Origin of the sequence: Microcoleus sp. T3_D1 (assembly GCF_036700405.1) — a bacterium.
In the GTDB taxonomy this organism is placed as follows: domain Bacteria; phylum Cyanobacteriota; class Cyanobacteriia; order Cyanobacteriales; family Microcoleaceae; genus Microcoleus.
Window position 1 is genome coordinate 98,848 of the sequence record NZ_JAUBOV010000008.1, and the last position, 15,945, is coordinate 114,792.

Consider the following 15,945-nt stretch of genomic DNA (forward strand, 5'->3'; position numbering starts at 1 on the left):
GTCAGTTGCACCCTACATTTCACGACTGAAGATAAGTATATTGGCTGAGACTCCGCTCGTAATTTTGCAGCAAAAGTTGGGCCTCGGAAAGAGTAATTTTATTTTGCTGCAAAGCGGCTTCTGTCTGACGGCGGATGCTTTCAACCAAATTTTCTGAATCGTACTGTACGTAGCTGAGGACTTCTTTCATAGTGTCTCCTTTCACAACGTGTTCGATATGGTAGCCAGAAGGTGTTAGCTGAATGTGAACTGCATTGGCATCGCCGAATAAGTTGTGAAGGTTGCCCATAATTTCTTGATAAGCACCGCCCAAAAATAGCGCCAAATAGTACGGTTCTCCATGTTTGAGAGTATGCAGTTCCAAAACCGACTTCACATCTCGCAAATCGATGAATTGGTCGATTTTGCCGTCGCTGTCGCAGGTAAGATCGGCTAAAATACCGCGTTGAGTTGGTTCTTCGTCGAGTCGGTTAATTGGCATAATAGGGAACAATTGGTTAATTGCCCAACTGTCGGGTACTGACTGGAAAACAGATAAGTTGATGTAATAAATGGACGCCATCACCTTTTCTAAGTCTTCCAAATCGTCAGATACGTATTCATTTTGCCGCGCGATCGCCTGTATCTTATCGCAGCAAGCCCAGTACAACTGTTCGGTTTTCGCCCGTTCCGCAATTCCCAAATAGCCTAAGTTAAATAAACTGACTGCTTCTTCCTTGAATTGGATAGCATCGTGATAAACTTCTTGGTAATTTTCGGGGCTGATAGATTGGTAAATTTCGTAGAGATTGCGCGGAATTTGGTGCGCGTTTTCATCTACTGGTTCGGGTACTTCTCTGGGGACATCGCTAGTACCGAGTACGTCAAAAACTAATACTGATTGGTGAGAAGCGATCGCCCGCCCGCTTTCGCTAATGATAATGGGAACCGGGATTTTGCGCTCGTCGCAGGCATCTTTCACTCCCGCTACTACGTCGTTAGCGTAGTTTTGCATATTGTAGTTTTTGGAAGCGTGGAAGTTGGTTTTAGACCCGTCGTAGTCAACGCCGAGTCCACCGCCTACGTCCAAGTAGTTCATATTAGCTCCCAATTTAGCTAATTCTACATAAATGTGGCTGGCTTCTCGAATGGCGTCTTTGATGACGCTAATTGAGGAAATTTGAGAGCCGATGTGGAAGTGCAGTAACTGCAAACAATCGAGCATTCCCGCTTTTTCTAGTTCGTTGACTGCACGGATAATTTCAGGAATTGTCAAGCCAAATTTTGCCCGATCGCCCGTGGAAACTCCCCAGCGGCCAACGCCTTTGGTAGTGAGTTTTGCTCGCACTCCCAAAATCGGTTTAATTCCTAATGCTTTGCTGGCGGCGATTGCTAGTTCTACTTCCTCTATTTGCTCCAGCACAATTACGGAAGTTTGCCCTAGCCGCTGCGCCAAAATAGCAGTTTCGATGTATTCGCGGTCTTTGTAACCATTACAAATTAATAAAGCGCCTGGGTTTTTTAAGGTAGCCAAAGCTATCATTAATTCCGGTTTCGAGCCGGCTTCGAGCCCGAAGTGATGGGGTTGACCGAAACGCACCAAATCTTCTATTAATTGTCGGTGCTGGTTGCATTTAACTGGAAAGACACCGCGATAGACATTTTTGTAATTGTAGCGAGCGATCGCTCTGGCAAAACACGAATTTAAGCGCTCGATCCGGTCTTCCAAAATATCAGAAAATCGAATCAGCAGGGGCAAAGCCAAATTTCGCTGTTTGAGAGAGTCTACCAGTTCGCACAAGTCGAGGGAACCGCCGCGATCGCCCTTGGGAGATACTGTAACGTGACCGGCTGCATTGATCGAAAAATACGGTTCGCCCCAACCTTGAATTCGGTAGAGTTTCTCACTATCTTCTATAGTCCAAGATGCTTGTGGCAGTTGAGCCGCCGTTACCAAAGCAGTGTCTGGTGCCGCCGAACTCGTGACTGTTGGCGAGTGAGTCGATAGCGGATCGAGATCGGAGAAAGCAGCGGTGGCTGGGGAACTCATAAAAATACTCGGTAAGTGGGAAACTCACTGGCTTGAGCCAAGAGAGGAAAACGGCGCGGCGATTTCAATCGCCTTGAATCCCCTTGCGGGGTTGGAGAGGTATGATTGCCTCTCCAATACGGGGTATGGTTGCCCCGTCTCCCTTTCGGGGTAATGTTCGCTTCGCCAAGGTTATAAAGGCTTGTCACGCTTACAGCACTGTCGAGAGTGACTTTAAGACTGTTTAACTGTAAACAACAGAGCGGAAAACTAGCGTCGCATTCAAGGAGTGTTATGACCTGAATAACGTAGTCAGCTAAGACTTAGGCTGGTCAGCACAGCTTGCTTGATCTCTCTTACAAGCTCAGTGGCTTTAGCCCGCTCGTTACTGACCTTATGGGAAACCTCTTTTAGGAGTGGTCAAATAGATAGTTTATCGCAGATATCGAGTTTCCTGATGCAGTTGAAAAATCACTTTGGGTACAGGGGCTGGCGATTTTAGATTTTAGATTTTAGATTTTAGATTTTAGAATTGACTCTACAGATAATAGATGAAAAGCGGGGATTGAACTACAATCTCAACCGTATTTGCTTTGCGGGACTTATTTCTTCAAGCAAGTGTCCCTATGCAGGTGAACTCTGAAACTCGGTTTCAGAGTTCACCTGCGCCAAGAGAGTTGTCGGACGATCGCTCGCCCGACACACACTAACCAAAAATCACCTCCGGCGGCGCCATGTCAGCCCCCATCCTCAATCCCCCGTTATTAGACTTCTTCAAGCCCGGTTGAGGTGCTTTTTCTGGGGTCTTCTGAGCCGGTGCAACTGAGGCTGGCGGTGCCACCTGCGGTTGAGGTACTGCCTGTGCTCCGGGGATCACGGGTTGCTGCGACAGCCAACCCAAACCCCCTACAGCCCCAGCCATCAAAGCGGTGTAGCCGATGTACAAATGCACCGGACGCATTTGAAAGCCTTCGCCTGAGTCGGAATCGGAAACAGACACATACATACTGGGAATTGGACTCGGAGCGGGTTTGGGCAAAGCATTCGCCATAGCGCTGCCGTCTAGTCCCAAGGCGTCGCCCAGTCTGCGGATAAAACCTCTAACGTAAATATCTTGGGGCAGTTTGTCGATTTCCCCATTTTCGATCGATTCGATGTGGTGCACCGGCACGAGAGTTTGACTGTGGAGTTGCAGCAGGGATAGGGAGCGAATTTGCCGTCCCTTACGCAATTCTTTACCCAACTCCCGCAGGCACTCTTCTCGCTCTTGAACGGCTAAAGCTGCTTCTTCTTCCTTGGTGAGTTTTTTCGGCTTTTTGGGAAAACCAAACCCTGGGAAGGATTTTCCGGGGACGGTGACAGTTGCAGGTGGAGCCGACTCGACTTTAAGTTCGTCTTGGGGCGCTTCTTTGCTGTCTTCAGAAGTGTTGGTGTCTCGATCGGAAGTTTCAGTGTCGGACTCGGTTTGGGGCGGCGCTTCCACAGTAGCGCTGCGCCAATAGAAGACAGGAGCAGCTACTGGTGGCTCCAATTCTTGAATTTCTGTCACCGTCTCAAAGGCGGGACTTACAGCAGTAAAACTCTCTTGGGCTACTTGCGGTTCAATTTTGTTTTGTTTGGGAAAGCGATCGAATGCGAGCTTGACGGCTTCTCTGCTAACTGCTCTAATTAAAATTTCGGCAGCGGAGGCTGCTTCGCCCAACATTGTTTGCAAGCTAGCTAGAGCTTGGCTATAGGTGTCACTACATAGGAGTTCAGCTTCTATTTGACCTAGGACAGAACGAAAACTTTCTTGAGAAATTTCAATAGTTGGGTGATCTGTCACCCCAAAATAAGCCTCGGGTTTCAGTGCCATGATATTCATGTTGTCTTAGTAGAAGGTATCTGAGTACGTTCTTCGACTGGTTGGCAGTGATTCCGGATGCCGGTTGGGGGAGAGTGGGAGTGTGGGGCATCGGCCAAACAGGGCATCGGGCATCGGGCATCGGGCATCGGTTGCCCCTCACCAATAACTATTGTTTGTGGATGCGATCGAGCAACCAAAGAGCCCCGAAAATCCCGACAAAGTGGGCAACAGTGGCGTGAGTATTGGCGAGTACGACAAATATATCTAGGGGCTGAATAAATCGGCCCACATCAACTGCGGCACCAAACAAAGCTTGCGGCTGAGCTAGAGATTTGGCTAAAAGCGTGCCGCTGATGGCTTCTGCGCCGATCAGCGTCAGGATCATTCCTGACAAGTTACTCATCAGTGCCAGCCGCACCTCTTTGATGGTGTCTGCTTTTTTGGGGCGGACAGCGTTACCGGGCGATCGCAGTTGTCTCGACAAGCGAGTGAAGCGGAAAGAGCGATATACGCTGTAAGCGAGTACGGCGAGGCCGCAAATGGCAAAAAATACGCCGCCGCCGGTGCCGGCACTGGTTGAACCCGCACCGGCGGTAGCCCTGGGGAGGGCGAAGGGGATGGCAAAGAGCAAAATGATCGCCGCTACCACCCCTAGCACTAACTGTACCCAGAAGCAAACCCAGCCTGTTGTACGAAGGGCAAAGGCTACTCGCTGTACGGCGACAGGAAGCTTATCGTTATCTAACTGATTAGTCATATTTTGAGCGGGTATAATTAATTGGCATTAGTTGGCAGCAGTTTTTTCTCTTCGGGGACGGTTGACGGCGGTTAACCCTCTTTATAATAGAAGTAGCAATGTTTAAGATTTGTAACTAACATTGGATTTCACATTTGAATAGCGTCGATCGCCAGGTACCCAAAGCAATGACACAACTACAACCCACCGTCACTCCCAAACTGGAACAGCCAAAGTTTGGCTTCAACAGCTACGCGGAACGCCTTAACGGTCGAGCTGCGATGATCGGTTTTTCTCTAACTTTAATTATCGAGTATGTCACAGGCCAGGGCTTGCTGTCCTGGTTAGGTCTCAACTAATTTTAGCAATGGCGCGGTCAGCCTCACACTTTGTCTTGACTCTTCCGGCAGCGGGTGTGACTTCTGCTGACCGCGACAAATTCGGGAATTGATTAAAATATTAATTAGAAACAAGCCCAGCGACTTCTCTGTCGAGAGAGTTCTGTTCCCGAATGCAATAGCTGGCTTTTGGAGGTATATATGGGGTGGAATTTTGATTTGACAAGCTTGGCAATTTTGCCTCGCTCCCGTACAATTCCCCACAGGCGAGAAGATGAATTTAGGTGAAGCTAGTCTTTGAGCTAGAAATCCCGATCGTTCCGCCAACTCTAAGTTTTAGAGCTTGTAAATAAATATAGAACAGAGTAAAACCAAATGAATGCTTCGTGGACGCGACTTTTGAGGTCAGCTTACCGTAAAGAGCCAATTACCAGCTTTGTTGTGACAGTGGGCGTTGTCGATGCCGCCATCGGCAGCATGGGTGCGAGTGGCTCTTTATTGGCTTTTGGGCTGGGTACGGCTGGGGTGGCGATGGCTCTCCGCTGGTGGCAATTTTACCGATCTGGAGCCGAACAACCCGCACCTGCTCCCGAATACTATCTTCCTCCTCACTCTTCTAGACCTCAGTTACCGGTGCTTAATGTGTCTAAAAAAAATCCTCCTTATTAAGATTACCGGGCAATGGTGACTGGGCGATGTGCCGATCGACTCCCTGGATCTGAGGCACCAAAAGATAGGGCAAGAAAGTCTTTCGATCTTGGATGCTTGGTTTATGAATATTTCTGTTGCCGAGAAACTGTACAAAATTGGCTCTGTAGCTGCCTGTAGCGGTTTGTCGGTGAAAACTGTTCGTTACTATGAGGAGATGGGCTTGCTGTCTCCTGCGGTGGAGCGATCGCCCGCGGGTTATCGCTTGTTTGGCGAAACTGTATTCAACAGGTTGGCGTTTATTAAACGATCTCAGACTCTGGGTTTGAGCCTTCAGGAAATTAAGGATATTTTAGAGGTTCGCGATCGGGGAGAGTTGCCTTGCTCTGAAGCGAAGCAGCATCTAACGGCTAAGGTAGAGGAAATTTCCGTGCAAATTGCAGCCTTAGAAACTTTGAAGGGGGAGTTGCAAGGCATTCTCAACTGCTGGCAGGAGCAACCCTCGCAGGCGAGCATTACTAGCACGATTTGTCCGAACATTCAGCGGGATTGAGCAGCGGAAAGATACAAAAAAAGGGAAGGAATTATTGGTTTCCTTCCCTTGATGGTTTTGTGGGTGGTTTTGTTGGTGGTTTTGTGGGTGGTTTGGTCGATCGTGCTGAGCTTTTAACTGTTTTCGCAGAGTTTGCTGTTGCTTTTTGAGTTGCCGAGCCCTGGCTGAGCCGCCTTTACCTTTGGAGTTTCTACCCTCGCTGCGAGGAGACTCCCAACTTTTTAGTCTCATATTTTTAATTGTTTGCACTACTTCTATAATACACCGCCAGATTTTCACTGTCAAGTATTTTTTAGAGCGATGTTTCGTAGTATCAACTGTTGAGTGATTGGGATTTGCTAAAGGCATAGCGGTGGTGCGCCCATAAACACTCTACAGCCCGATGGTGTCCCCATAAGCACCCTACAATTAGAGTTTTTTGTCGGATGCCGTTAACAGCCCTAATTGTGTATATAGCACTCCTAAATCATTTGCATAATTATTGTAGGGGCAATCCCCCCGTGGTTGCCCGATAGATAGGGGGTAGGCACGGGGAGTAGGGGTCGCACTACCCCTACAAATTTATCTGAATCATTTAGGATTGCTATATTTCTCAGTCCAAATATCCGGCGGGTATTTCAGCATCTGTAAAAATTGGCAGCGTTTCCCAAATTTTCACCCATTCCGGCAATTGGGCTACTTTTTTTAGCTGGAGCGACATTTCTATTAAGGAAAATCCTAAATTGTGGAAATCTTGAATAAGTTCGGCTTTCAAGAAAATTTCATTTTTAGCTAAATCGGGAGCGTTAGTCGCAATGACAACGCTGTTGCCGGTTTCTAAATTGCATATATAAACTTGTGCGAACACAGTTTGAATTGTTTTCACCGCTGCCGCATTAAACTCTTGTTTGTGGAACAGGTGGACAACTAGAACACCTGCGCTTGACAAGCGAGTTTTGCACAGTTGGTAAAATTCTTGTGTCACCAATTTATAGGGCATATAGCCGCTGCCAAAACCAGCATCCACGATAATTATATCGTTTTTTACTGGGGAATCTTGTTGGGCTAGATATTCGCGCCCGTCTTGAATGGCTACTTTGAGTCTGTCGTCGAATTGAATGCCAAAAAATTTTTGAGCTACTTGGACTATTTTTTGGTCAATATCTGTACATTCGACTATCGCGTTAGGGAAATAGTGGTGGAAAATTCTGGGGAGGGTGCCGCCACCAAATCCAATTACATATATTTTTTTTGGGTGAGTTTTCCAGACTAATGCTAGCAACACGGATCGGGAATAGGGAAAGATTAAATTTAGTGGATTGTTGAGGTCTAGGATTGATTGAGCTACATTTGTGATTAAGGTTTCTCTGTCTGCTAAAAGCAGTAGTAGCACTGAGTTTATTTTTTTTACGGCGATGCAGTTGGCGCCGGAGTTTTGTTGAAATAGGATGCCATCTGGCTGTTGCTGAAGCCAATTGATTTGTTGGTGAATAGCTGCTAAATTGCTAGTTTGTCGATCGCCTTTATAATCAGTCATACGCTTTTAGATTTAAGATTTTAGATTCAGGGTAAACGCATCTTAACTTTAACCCAAAATATGCTACAGTTATATCCGACTAATTTTTTATGTAGTTTATGGTAGCTCATGAGTGTGATCAATGGCAAGAGGTTTTAGTAAAGCTGTAAGTTTCCAACAAGAATAAACAGATTCATTGCCTTCACTGAATCTTTTAAATGCCAGTTTTTTAGAACATTTTGCCAACTTGAAATAGCCAAGAATAGAAAGAAGTAAAGAACATTTGCTCAAAGATATTATCGCGATCGCGATTCTAGCTATCATCAGCGGTGCAGACGGATGGGTAGGAATATAAGCCTATGGTAACGCCAAATATGAATGGTTAAAAAGCTTTATATAATTACCGAATGGTATACCATCTGATGACAGGTTTAGTGTCCTTATTTGCCCGAATTGAACCGCAGCAGTTTCAAGAATGTTTTTTGAGTTGGGTAAATGCGATAGTCGGGGAATTAGAACTAAACGTGATTGCCATTGATGGCAAAACAATGAAACAATCTTATGACCGAAATGACCAGCAAAAAGCGCTACATATAGTCACTGCATGGTCTTCATCTCATCAATTAGTGTTAGGTCAAAAAAAAGAGATAAAAAATGTAATGAGCGAGATGAGTATGAACCCGTAGAAGGGCGGCTGAGTGTGTCGGAGTTAGTTTGAATAATTCATGTAGGGGCGATTCCCTACGGGATAGCTGCGCTTCACGCACTTTGTGACAAGTTGGGATGTAAGGGCGATCGCATGATTTAATCATAGTTGTATGCTCAGTAATTAATTAATGAGTGGAATTAATCGCCAAATCACTCTTGACAGCAGGCACATTGCTAAACACTTGCCAGACACGCCACAAATGAGAAGACTGCTTAATAAAGGACGTGCTGCTCATATTTTTAACGATGAGGCTACTATGAATCAGGTAGCTCAAGCCATAATAGAAGATGGAGAATTTACAGGTACGATTCGGGGCTACGATCGTTATGGTATGTTTTTTGCTGAATCAATTGGTTATAGAGTTGACCCGGATGGTAGCCGTCTTTTACTTTACTACGGAGAAATAAAAGTTGATGCAGAAAACCGATACCACGTTACGCCTCGAAGCCGATTTAGTGAAGAATAACTGGGAATTTACAGAGGTATGGATAGATCCAAATCTTTCACCGCCTTATCTGCTTTTGTTACTAAGTGACGCTGAGGGAAATTGTCGGATATACGATCCGGCTGAGGGTTATAAAGTTGTGTTTTCTAGTCAGAGTTATGATGAGGCGCAGTATTGGCTTTTAGAGGATGAGTATGAACCCGTAGAAGGGCGGCTGAGCGTGTCGGAGTTAGTTTGAATAATTCATGTAGGGGCGATTCCCTACGGGATAGCTGCGCTTCACGCGCTTTATGACAATTTGGGACGTAAGGGCGATCGCTATTAGGTCATTATTCCGCACTGTTTGCTACAATTATTTAAGTCAGCTTTAAAAACTGCCATGACCCAAGCTACCTCAATAACAACTGAATATCAAATAACTGTGAGTTCTCCAGTCTGGCAAAAAGTTGAGCAAATTGCCGGAGAATTTAACTTGTCAGTTTCTGAACTATTGGAACAGATAGGCGAAGGTCAACTGAAAGTTGTTGCGGTTGCAACTAATTCGGAAAAAATTAGCGATCGAGATATTGCAAATGCTTTCATTTGGTTAGCTTCGCAAAATAATGTAGCAATCAACGTCTACAAGCTACAAAAACTCTTGTATTACGCTCAAGCTTGGTATTTAGGAGTTTACGGCAAGCCACTCTTTGATGCAGATTTTCAAGCCTGGATTCACGGGCCGGTGATTCCTGATTTATTGGAGAAGTATCAACGCCAATTTAGCTGGGAACCAATTACAGAGAAAATCGAACAACCGAAACTTCCCCAAAAAATTGGGCAATTTATCGAAGAAGTTGCTGAGGCATATTTTGAGTATGATGATGAAACTTTGGAACGAATGATTTGCAGTGAAATGCCTTGGCTGGAAGCGAGAGGGAATTTGCCGAGAGACGAATCTTGTCATGCCATTATTTCTCAAGAATCGATGAAAAAATATTATTCTGGTCGTTTTTTCTCTAAATAATATAAGGGCGATTCCCTACGGGATAGCTGCGCTTCACGCGCTTTGGGACAAGTTGGGAAAGGAAGGGCGATCGCTATTTCATTACGATCGCGCTCGACCCCTACAAGCTACAAAAACTCATCTACTGGGAAACCAGTTTATTCTCACTTATAAATTAGCTATAAACTCATCAGGTGTGACCTTTGCTTGCTTTAGAACACCGCTGAGAGTACCAATTTTTAACTCGCGGTGGAGTGGCACAACGCAAACAATTTCTCCGTCTGGAAGAGGCTTTTTAAGGACAACGTGACTACCCGTTTGTCTGGCTTGATAAAAGTCTAAACGCTCTAGTACGCGAATTACTTCTACGCTTGATATTCTGGGCAACCTAGGCATAGCTAACCTCTATGCTAGTTACAAACCTGGGAGTGATTTCGTCGGGTAAAGGACACTCTTCGAGATAGAGCCTTGTAGCTTCTTTGAGATTAGCGATCGCTTGTTCTATGGTTTCGCCTTGGTCAATTGTGCCGACTTCTGGACATTCGGCAATGTACATATCTTCTTCTTTGTAAATGATGACTGTGAAGCTTTTAGTTTTCATTATATTTTTGCTTTCAGCATCAGAGGTTGCTTAGTTTCTATTTCCTAGTTTATCTTGGATGTAATTTTTTTGCAAGTACAGGGGAAGAGGCGCGATCGCGCTTTTTGACAATTTGGGATGTAAGGGCGATCGCGATTTCTAGTAACTAGGATATCAGCAGCTAGGGTTTGGGCTTAATCTCTGGTAATTTAAAACTTAATTGGTAATATGGATAAAATTAAGGAGTTTCTGTTTTTATTCTGTTGCTTATTAGCGTGTAGTTTTTCTGATAATCACCAAGCTTTTCTTTAGCTTGAGCTTCCACAAATGTACCTTGAGGAATAGAACTTAACAAGTTGATCGCCTGCTGCAATTTTGATTGAGCATTCTGCCAGACTTCTTTAGGATGAGGTGGATTATTCACCATGAGGGCAGCTTCCCCTGCTAGTTTTTGGGCGGCTTCTAAATTAGTGGCCGCTTTCTGTTCAGTGACAATTCTATTAGTAATCGCCTGATAGTTAGTTCGATAAACACTTAGCTTTTCTTGAGCTTGAGTTGCAACAGCCGAATTGTCTGGAATTGCCTCTAACAATTTGATTGATTCCTGCCACTTCCCTTGTACTTGCTGCCAATTTTCTAGTGGATGAGGTGGATTTTGAGTCATAACGGCAGCTTCCATTGCTAGTTTTTGAGCTGCTGCTAAATTTGTTGCTGTTGGGTCTGGCTGAGGAGTCGGTGTTAAGGTGGGTGAAGCTTCAGAATTTGTTTTTTGCTCTCCAACATTTAGAGGAATTCCCGAATTTGGTATTGTCTGCTGACTCGGTGAAATTTGAAAGGTAGTTTTCCAGCCGACAAAACCCAAAACTCCTAGAGTCAGTGTGGATAGTATCAGTATCCAGCCACTTCTACCCCCGCGTCTTTGCTCTGAAGACATGGTACTGTCAATAGAATTTAGAGATTCTCCGGTCTGTGTGGATCTTTCACTTTGCTTACGACTAGGTTTTTTTTGTTCCTTGCGACGGCGTTCTTTTTCTAGGTGTTTAAGAGATTGTTCAGCCTCTCCTCTTAACCTATTAGCCCGGTCAATTAAAGCATTAGCTTTTTCTTTTAAAGATACACATTCATTCAAGATAATTCCTAATGTTGTAGTTTGCTCCTCATAAGATATAATAAGCCCATGCTCTTCATCAAACCATTCTATCGCAAACACTGATTCCCCAAAGTAAGATATAAAAGCTTTTATGCGCTCAATTGGCTCGACATTACGTTCAAGATTTTGTACGATACTATCCAGTTTTGGCTGAACCTGTTTTAGCTGTTCTTGAGCTACCTTTATTTGCTGAACCTGTTGCCTTAAACTTTGCTCTTCATCAAAGTCTATGTGAATTCTTAAATCTTCATCAATTTGCCTTACTTCTTCAGGGAGACTTAGAGATTTCCTTTCCAATTCTAGCTGGAGCAATAATTGTGAATCATTTAAAATATTCTCTGCTATATTCTTTAGACCATCCCCCCACTCAATTAAGTTTTCAACATTTTCTATTAAGTCAGCAAGAGACGTTTCCTTATCTGGCTCGCCCAATTTTTCAGCAAGTAAGCCACTCCCTGCCGTGAGAAGTGCATCTACTAAAAATCCACCAGGAATAAAAAAGCTGGCTATTGTTCCGAAGAAAGGGATTGCGCCAAGAACTCCTTTATTAAATCTTTCACTGTCCAATACTTCTTGAAGCTTATTTTCAATAATATTTAGTTTATTTTGAATGTTGCTAATCCGCTCTATTTCCCGTCTAATATCGCTAGAGTTGCCAATAGTAAGTTTCATACTATCAGCAAGTTGGGGCAGTTCGTTTACAAGGTACTCTAAATCTGACATGATTTACTCTCCTTTAACTATTAATTAATCACCCAAAGACACGTTTAGCTCCCAGTTTTTATCCTCCATCTCTTGATATGAATATGTCAAATCGCCTCGCCTACCGATCTGAATTGTGTAAAACTCTGCTTTTCTTATACCATTCACTTCGATAGCAAATTGGCAGTGGTTATCAGATATTATTTTACCTATGCCTAAGTCTCCAGTCGCAATAGTTTCTCCTTTATGATCTTTTACTAGCACCTGCCTACCACTTTTAATATCCCCGTAACCTCCTTTTCCATTACAAAACTGACCCACTCCACCGAAGAAGTCATCCTTGAGTGTTAGTGAGCCTTTAATATTGTGATTGAAACTGAAAAAAGGTATTCCTTTAAAGGTTAGAGTTGCTAAGACAATAACTCCTACTACAATCAAACGTTTTTGACGATCGGGATTTTTATTAATATAATTTTTGCCGATGTCTAACACTTCTTTAAATTTTCGTTCTCTAAGCAAATCAATAATCGGAGTCAATAGATCAGTCAAATTTGCAAATTTATCTGTTGATAATTTTTTTGAATCTGAACTAACCTCTGCCTTTAGCTCAAACTCTCGATTCCAAGCCGGAAAATCCTCACCCGCCTGCTGCCCGTAAACCTTCACAGAAGCGATCGCCCCCGCCTTCAAATTCGTCAACTCCCTGCGGAAAATCCTGATAGAAGCCTCCTCATCAGGAACCCCATCGCCCTCCAGCATCACTTGCAAACAACCGTCTTGCAAACTCGCAGTCGCCGTAATTCCCTTGTTTTGCAACGGAAGATTTAACAGACTGGCGATCGCCTCCACATCCCCAAGCTTAGCCCGTTCCTTCAAACTAAGCTGATTTAACTCCGTATTATCACTAGAACTTGCCCGCCCCTGTGTTACATTTGCAACAGGCAAATTTGGCCCCGCCACTTCAAACTCTTGACTCCATGCCGGCACCTTTGCGCCCGTCTGTCGCCCGTAAACCTTCACTTTCTCAATTGATGCAGCCCCCAAGCCAGCGATCGACTTACTCACCCACGGGGCCAAGACTTGCTGACTAGGCGCTTCTGCCGCTTCCAGCATCACCTGTAAACAACCATCCTTAAGGGAAGCTGCGGCGGTGATGCCCTTGGCTTGTAGCTGGCGGTTCAGCAGAAGCGCGATCGCCTTTGCATCTCCCTGTTTCGCGAGTTCCAAAATATTCGGTTGTGTCATAACAGGTAGATACAACTAGCGCTTAGCATAACCTTTTGTTGTCTTAAGTATAAATTCTTTCCTAAATGCCAAAGCTTGTCAAGCCATATAAAGTCATATTTAGTAGTTTTTTCCATCCCAACTAGGTCACAAAAAGTCACATTTAGTTGGTTGCTACTGAAAAAGTCATATTTAGTTGGGTTACAATCAGGTGAACCCCTTGCATCTGCCTGACCGATGGACGTTGAAGAAGCCTTAGAATTTGTTGACCATCTAGCTTTGACTACTACGGGAAAACATTTAGATAGTCTGCAAAAAGCTATATTACGTGGCGCTTGGGACAATCAGAAATATAAAGAAATTGCACAGCATCACAACCGGTCAGAGAAATACGTTAAAGAGGTTGGCTTTAAATTATGGAAACTTTTATCAGTTGGATTAGGCGAGGAACAAGTATCTAAAGCAAATTTTAGAGCTAAGTTGGAAAATTTACAAGCTTCTAATATTGTCTCACTCGTCGGGAATGGCTGCATCCATATTGGTAACATCTCTGCTGATAGTTCGCAATCCTCAAAAAATTTACAATCTGAACCGCAAGACAAGGATAAGTTTAACGAAAAAACAAGCATTTCTGAACCGAAAGTACATTTAGATTTAGCTGATGCACCAGAACCCAAACTATTCTATAACCGCACATCGCAACTCACCACCCTCGAAAACTGGATTTTAGGCCGCACCCGTCTCATCACCATCTTAGGCTTATCCGGTATTGGCAAAACCGCCCTTACTCTCCAACTAATCCCACAAATTCAACACGAATTCGATTACATCATCTGGCGAAGTCTCCGCAACTCTCCACCCCTGGCATCACTCCAAACCGACTTAATTAAATTCTGTAGGGGCGGTGCCCCCGTGCCCGCCCCCTATCCCGAAGAAAGGGCAACCACGGGGGGATTGCCCCTACTAGAATATTTACGATCGCACCGCTGTCTGATCATCCTCGATGATATCCAAACCATCTTCTGCAGCGGACAACTCGCAGGAAATTACCAACCAGGATATGAAAATTACGGCGCATTCTTCAAACAAATAACAGAATCATCCCACAACAGTTGCTTAATCCTCCTGAGTTGGGAAAAAACCAGAGAAATAGCCGCCTTAGAAGGCGAAAACCGCCCCTGCAAATCGCTGCCACTCAACGGTTTAGGCCCCGAAGCACAAGAAATCTTCAGAGAAAAAGGATTAGCAGAACCGGAGAAATGGTCAGAACTAATCGACCTTTACCGAGGCAATCCCTTATGGTTAAATATAGTTGCCACTTTGATTCAAGACTTATTCGGTGGTAGCGTTTCCGAATTCCTCTCCTATGATACCCTATTCTTAGGTGACTTAGAATCACTCCTGCACAAGCATTTCGATCGCCTAACCGCATCCGAACAACAGGCGATCGCATGGCTAGCCAATACCCCCGAACCTGCCGACATCTCAAAAATACCAGAAAACCTGCAACTATCACCGCCAGAACTCTTGAAAGTCATGCAATCTTTAGGACGACGGTCATTAGTTGAAACAGTAAAACAAAATGGGCGATCGCACTTTACGATCGGGCAAGTAATCAGAGAATATATAATCAACAAAAGCCGAAACAAAAACTGATAAACTTATCGCTCTGCTAAACTAGAGCTAAGATAGTAAAAAATTATGGAGGTATGCTAAACTTGTGAATAGGCAGGATTTACAGAACCTAGCACTCACTAGACTTGAAGAAGTAGAAGTGCTGCTCAACAATCATAAATACTCCGGTGCTTACTACCTCAGCGGTTATGTCATTGAATGCGCTTTAAAGGCTTGCATTGCCAAGCAGACTCAGGAATTTGATTTTCCTGACAAGAAAAATGTTATGGACAGTTACACCCACGATTTAGAAAAGTTGGTTAAAGTTGCTAAACTTGATAAAGAGTTAAAGTCTCTCCTCGACGATCCTAATTTTTCATTGCGATGGTTAGAGGTCAGAGACTGGTCAGAAGAAAGCCGTTACCAAACACATAGCCAACAAAAAGCCCTGGATATATACTTAGCAATTACTGACCCCACTCACGGAGTTTTACAATGGCTACAGCAACATTATTAAGTCACGAAATAGCAGAAGGTCAAAGACTAATAGACGCTCTAAATGCAGCAAATCTATCTGTTGATTCTGCTCTCTGGAACTACGCACCAGAACCAGAAACATGGCGACTGACGCTCGCTACACCTCTGTACGATCGCGAAGGTTCGCTGAAAACTTATGGAGAAATTCTGTCAGTCTTTCGCGAAGTTAAACCTGAATTGAAAATCGATTGGACAGCCCTCGTAGCAGTAAGCCCAAAACATGACTTAATTGAGGGCTTACGTCAGATACAACAAGATTGGAATTTAGACTTATCAGGCAGAAGAATGACGAATGATCGGATTAATCAGACGTGGGTCGAAGATGCTTACATTTATCAAATCAAGTGAGTTGACACGGCCAAAAATAGCTTAAAATAG

The 15,945-nt window shown here is 44.2% G+C and carries 20 protein-coding genes; 12 read left to right on the forward strand and 8 right to left on the reverse strand.

The genetic code is table 11. The annotated features are described in order from the left end of the window. Positions 1–19 precede the first annotated feature (19 nt). From speA to QT992_RS06270, 3 genes are all read right to left on the reverse strand, one after another. Entirely contained in the window at positions 20–2,029 is a 2,010-nt protein-coding gene (gene speA / locus QT992_RS06260) for a biosynthetic arginine decarboxylase (protein WP_333335023.1), read from the reverse strand. Between the two features lie 685 nt (positions 2,030–2,714). Continuing rightward, the gene (locus QT992_RS06265; protein ID WP_333335026.1) at positions 2,715–3,863 is read right to left on the reverse strand and encodes a helix-turn-helix domain-containing protein; all 1,149 of its coding nucleotides are present in this window, start codon (positions 3,861–3,863) and stop codon (positions 2,715–2,717) included. Between the two features lie 157 nt (positions 3,864–4,020). Further along, positions 4,021–4,611: a DUF3611 family protein gene (locus tag QT992_RS06270; protein WP_333313663.1), complete on the reverse strand. Its 591-nt coding sequence runs from the start codon at positions 4,609–4,611 to the stop codon at positions 4,021–4,023. A gap of 167 nt (positions 4,612–4,778) precedes the next feature. Here QT992_RS06270 and QT992_RS06275 point away from each other — a divergent pair, with 167 nt between their 5' ends. The 4 genes from QT992_RS06275 to QT992_RS06290 all read left to right on the forward strand — a co-directional run bounded on the left by QT992_RS06275 (position 4,779) and on the right by QT992_RS06290 (position 6,278). After that, complete coding sequence (locus QT992_RS06275) at positions 4,779–4,949, forward strand: hypothetical protein (protein ID WP_172186391.1); 171 nt, start codon at positions 4,779–4,781, stop codon at positions 4,947–4,949. 354 nt (positions 4,950–5,303) lie between these two features. Next, positions 5,304–5,597: a hypothetical protein gene (locus QT992_RS06280; protein WP_333335029.1), complete on the forward strand. Its 294-nt coding sequence runs from the start codon at positions 5,304–5,306 to the stop codon at positions 5,595–5,597. A 103-nt stretch (positions 5,598–5,700) separates the two neighbouring features. After that, positions 5,701–6,129 carry a heavy metal-responsive transcriptional regulator gene (locus QT992_RS06285; protein ID WP_333313665.1) on the forward strand — a complete coding sequence of 143 codons (429 nt, stop codon included), beginning with the start codon at positions 5,701–5,703 and terminating at the stop codon, positions 6,127–6,129. Then, entirely contained in the window at positions 6,126–6,278 is a 153-nt protein-coding gene (locus QT992_RS06290; protein WP_333335032.1) for a hypothetical protein, read from the forward strand. Before QT992_RS06285 ends, QT992_RS06290 begins: the two co-directional genes overlap by 4 nt. Before the next feature lie 443 nt (positions 6,279–6,721). On the opposite strand, the gene QT992_RS06295 is transcribed toward QT992_RS06290, so the two are convergent. Beyond that, the gene (locus QT992_RS06295; RefSeq protein ID WP_333335035.1) at positions 6,722–7,645 is read right to left on the reverse strand and encodes a fused MFS/spermidine synthase; all 924 of its coding nucleotides are present in this window, start codon (positions 7,643–7,645) and stop codon (positions 6,722–6,724) included. A 241-nt stretch (positions 7,646–7,886) separates the two neighbouring features. Between QT992_RS06295 and QT992_RS33555 the strand changes: the two genes are divergently transcribed. The 5 genes from QT992_RS33555 to QT992_RS06315 all read left to right on the forward strand — a co-directional run bounded on the left by QT992_RS33555 (position 7,887) and on the right by QT992_RS06315 (position 9,781). Then, the gene (locus QT992_RS33555) at positions 7,887–7,979 is read left to right on the forward strand and encodes a hypothetical protein (protein ID WP_445305280.1); all 93 of its coding nucleotides are present in this window, start codon (positions 7,887–7,889) and stop codon (positions 7,977–7,979) included. A gap of 52 nt (positions 7,980–8,031) precedes the next feature. After that, positions 8,032–8,310, forward strand: a complete 279-nt coding sequence (locus QT992_RS06300) for an ISAs1 family transposase (RefSeq protein ID WP_333335038.1) — start codon at positions 8,032–8,034, stop codon at positions 8,308–8,310. Positions 8,311–8,460: 150 nt separating this feature from the next. Next, positions 8,461–8,799, forward strand: a complete 339-nt coding sequence (locus tag QT992_RS06305) for a DUF6972 family protein (protein WP_333218586.1) — start codon at positions 8,461–8,463, stop codon at positions 8,797–8,799. Continuing rightward, complete coding sequence (locus QT992_RS06310; protein ID WP_445250970.1) at positions 8,789–9,016, forward strand: hypothetical protein; 228 nt, start codon at positions 8,789–8,791, stop codon at positions 9,014–9,016. Before QT992_RS06305 ends, QT992_RS06310 begins: the two co-directional genes overlap by 11 nt. Before the next feature lie 141 nt (positions 9,017–9,157). After that, on the forward strand, positions 9,158–9,781 hold the full coding sequence (locus tag QT992_RS06315; RefSeq protein WP_333335040.1) for a type II toxin-antitoxin system antitoxin SocA domain-containing protein: 624 nt from the start codon (positions 9,158–9,160) through the stop codon (positions 9,779–9,781). Positions 9,782–9,928: 147 nt separating this feature from the next. On the opposite strand, the gene QT992_RS06320 is transcribed toward QT992_RS06315, so the two are convergent. From QT992_RS06320 to QT992_RS06335, 4 genes are all read right to left on the reverse strand, one after another. After that, positions 9,929–10,156 (reverse strand): type II toxin-antitoxin system HicA family toxin, encoded by a 228-nt coding sequence (locus QT992_RS06320; protein WP_333313673.1) that lies wholly within the window; start codon positions 10,154–10,156, stop codon positions 9,929–9,931. Next, positions 10,149–10,361, reverse strand: coding sequence for a type II toxin-antitoxin system HicB family antitoxin (locus QT992_RS06325; protein ID WP_333148509.1), 213 nt, complete (start codon positions 10,359–10,361; stop codon positions 10,149–10,151). The genes QT992_RS06320 and QT992_RS06325 overlap by 8 nt, the downstream gene beginning before the upstream one ends. A gap of 217 nt (positions 10,362–10,578) precedes the next feature. Beyond that, on the reverse strand, positions 10,579–12,213 hold the full coding sequence (locus QT992_RS06330; protein WP_333313674.1) for a hypothetical protein: 1,635 nt from the start codon (positions 12,211–12,213) through the stop codon (positions 10,579–10,581). Between the two features lie 24 nt (positions 12,214–12,237). Further along, positions 12,238–13,437 carry a hypothetical protein gene (locus QT992_RS06335; protein WP_333313676.1) on the reverse strand — a complete coding sequence of 400 codons (1,200 nt, stop codon included), beginning with the start codon at positions 13,435–13,437 and terminating at the stop codon, positions 12,238–12,240. Positions 13,438–13,653: 216 nt separating this feature from the next. On the opposite strand from QT992_RS06335, the gene QT992_RS06340 reads away from it, so the two are divergent. The 3 genes from QT992_RS06340 to QT992_RS06350 all read left to right on the forward strand — a co-directional run bounded on the left by QT992_RS06340 (position 13,654) and on the right by QT992_RS06350 (position 15,915). Beyond that, positions 13,654–15,072 (forward strand): NB-ARC domain-containing protein, encoded by a 1,419-nt coding sequence (locus QT992_RS06340; RefSeq protein WP_333335045.1) that lies wholly within the window; start codon positions 13,654–13,656, stop codon positions 15,070–15,072. Between the two features lie 64 nt (positions 15,073–15,136). Continuing rightward, positions 15,137–15,547 carry a HEPN domain-containing protein gene (locus QT992_RS06345; RefSeq protein ID WP_333313678.1) on the forward strand — a complete coding sequence of 137 codons (411 nt, stop codon included), beginning with the start codon at positions 15,137–15,139 and terminating at the stop codon, positions 15,545–15,547. After that, a complete protein-coding gene (locus QT992_RS06350; RefSeq protein ID WP_333335049.1) occupies positions 15,526–15,915 on the forward strand; it encodes a hypothetical protein in 390 nt (129 codons plus the stop codon). The genes QT992_RS06345 and QT992_RS06350 overlap by 22 nt, the downstream gene beginning before the upstream one ends. Positions 15,916–15,945: the final 30 nt, after the last annotated feature.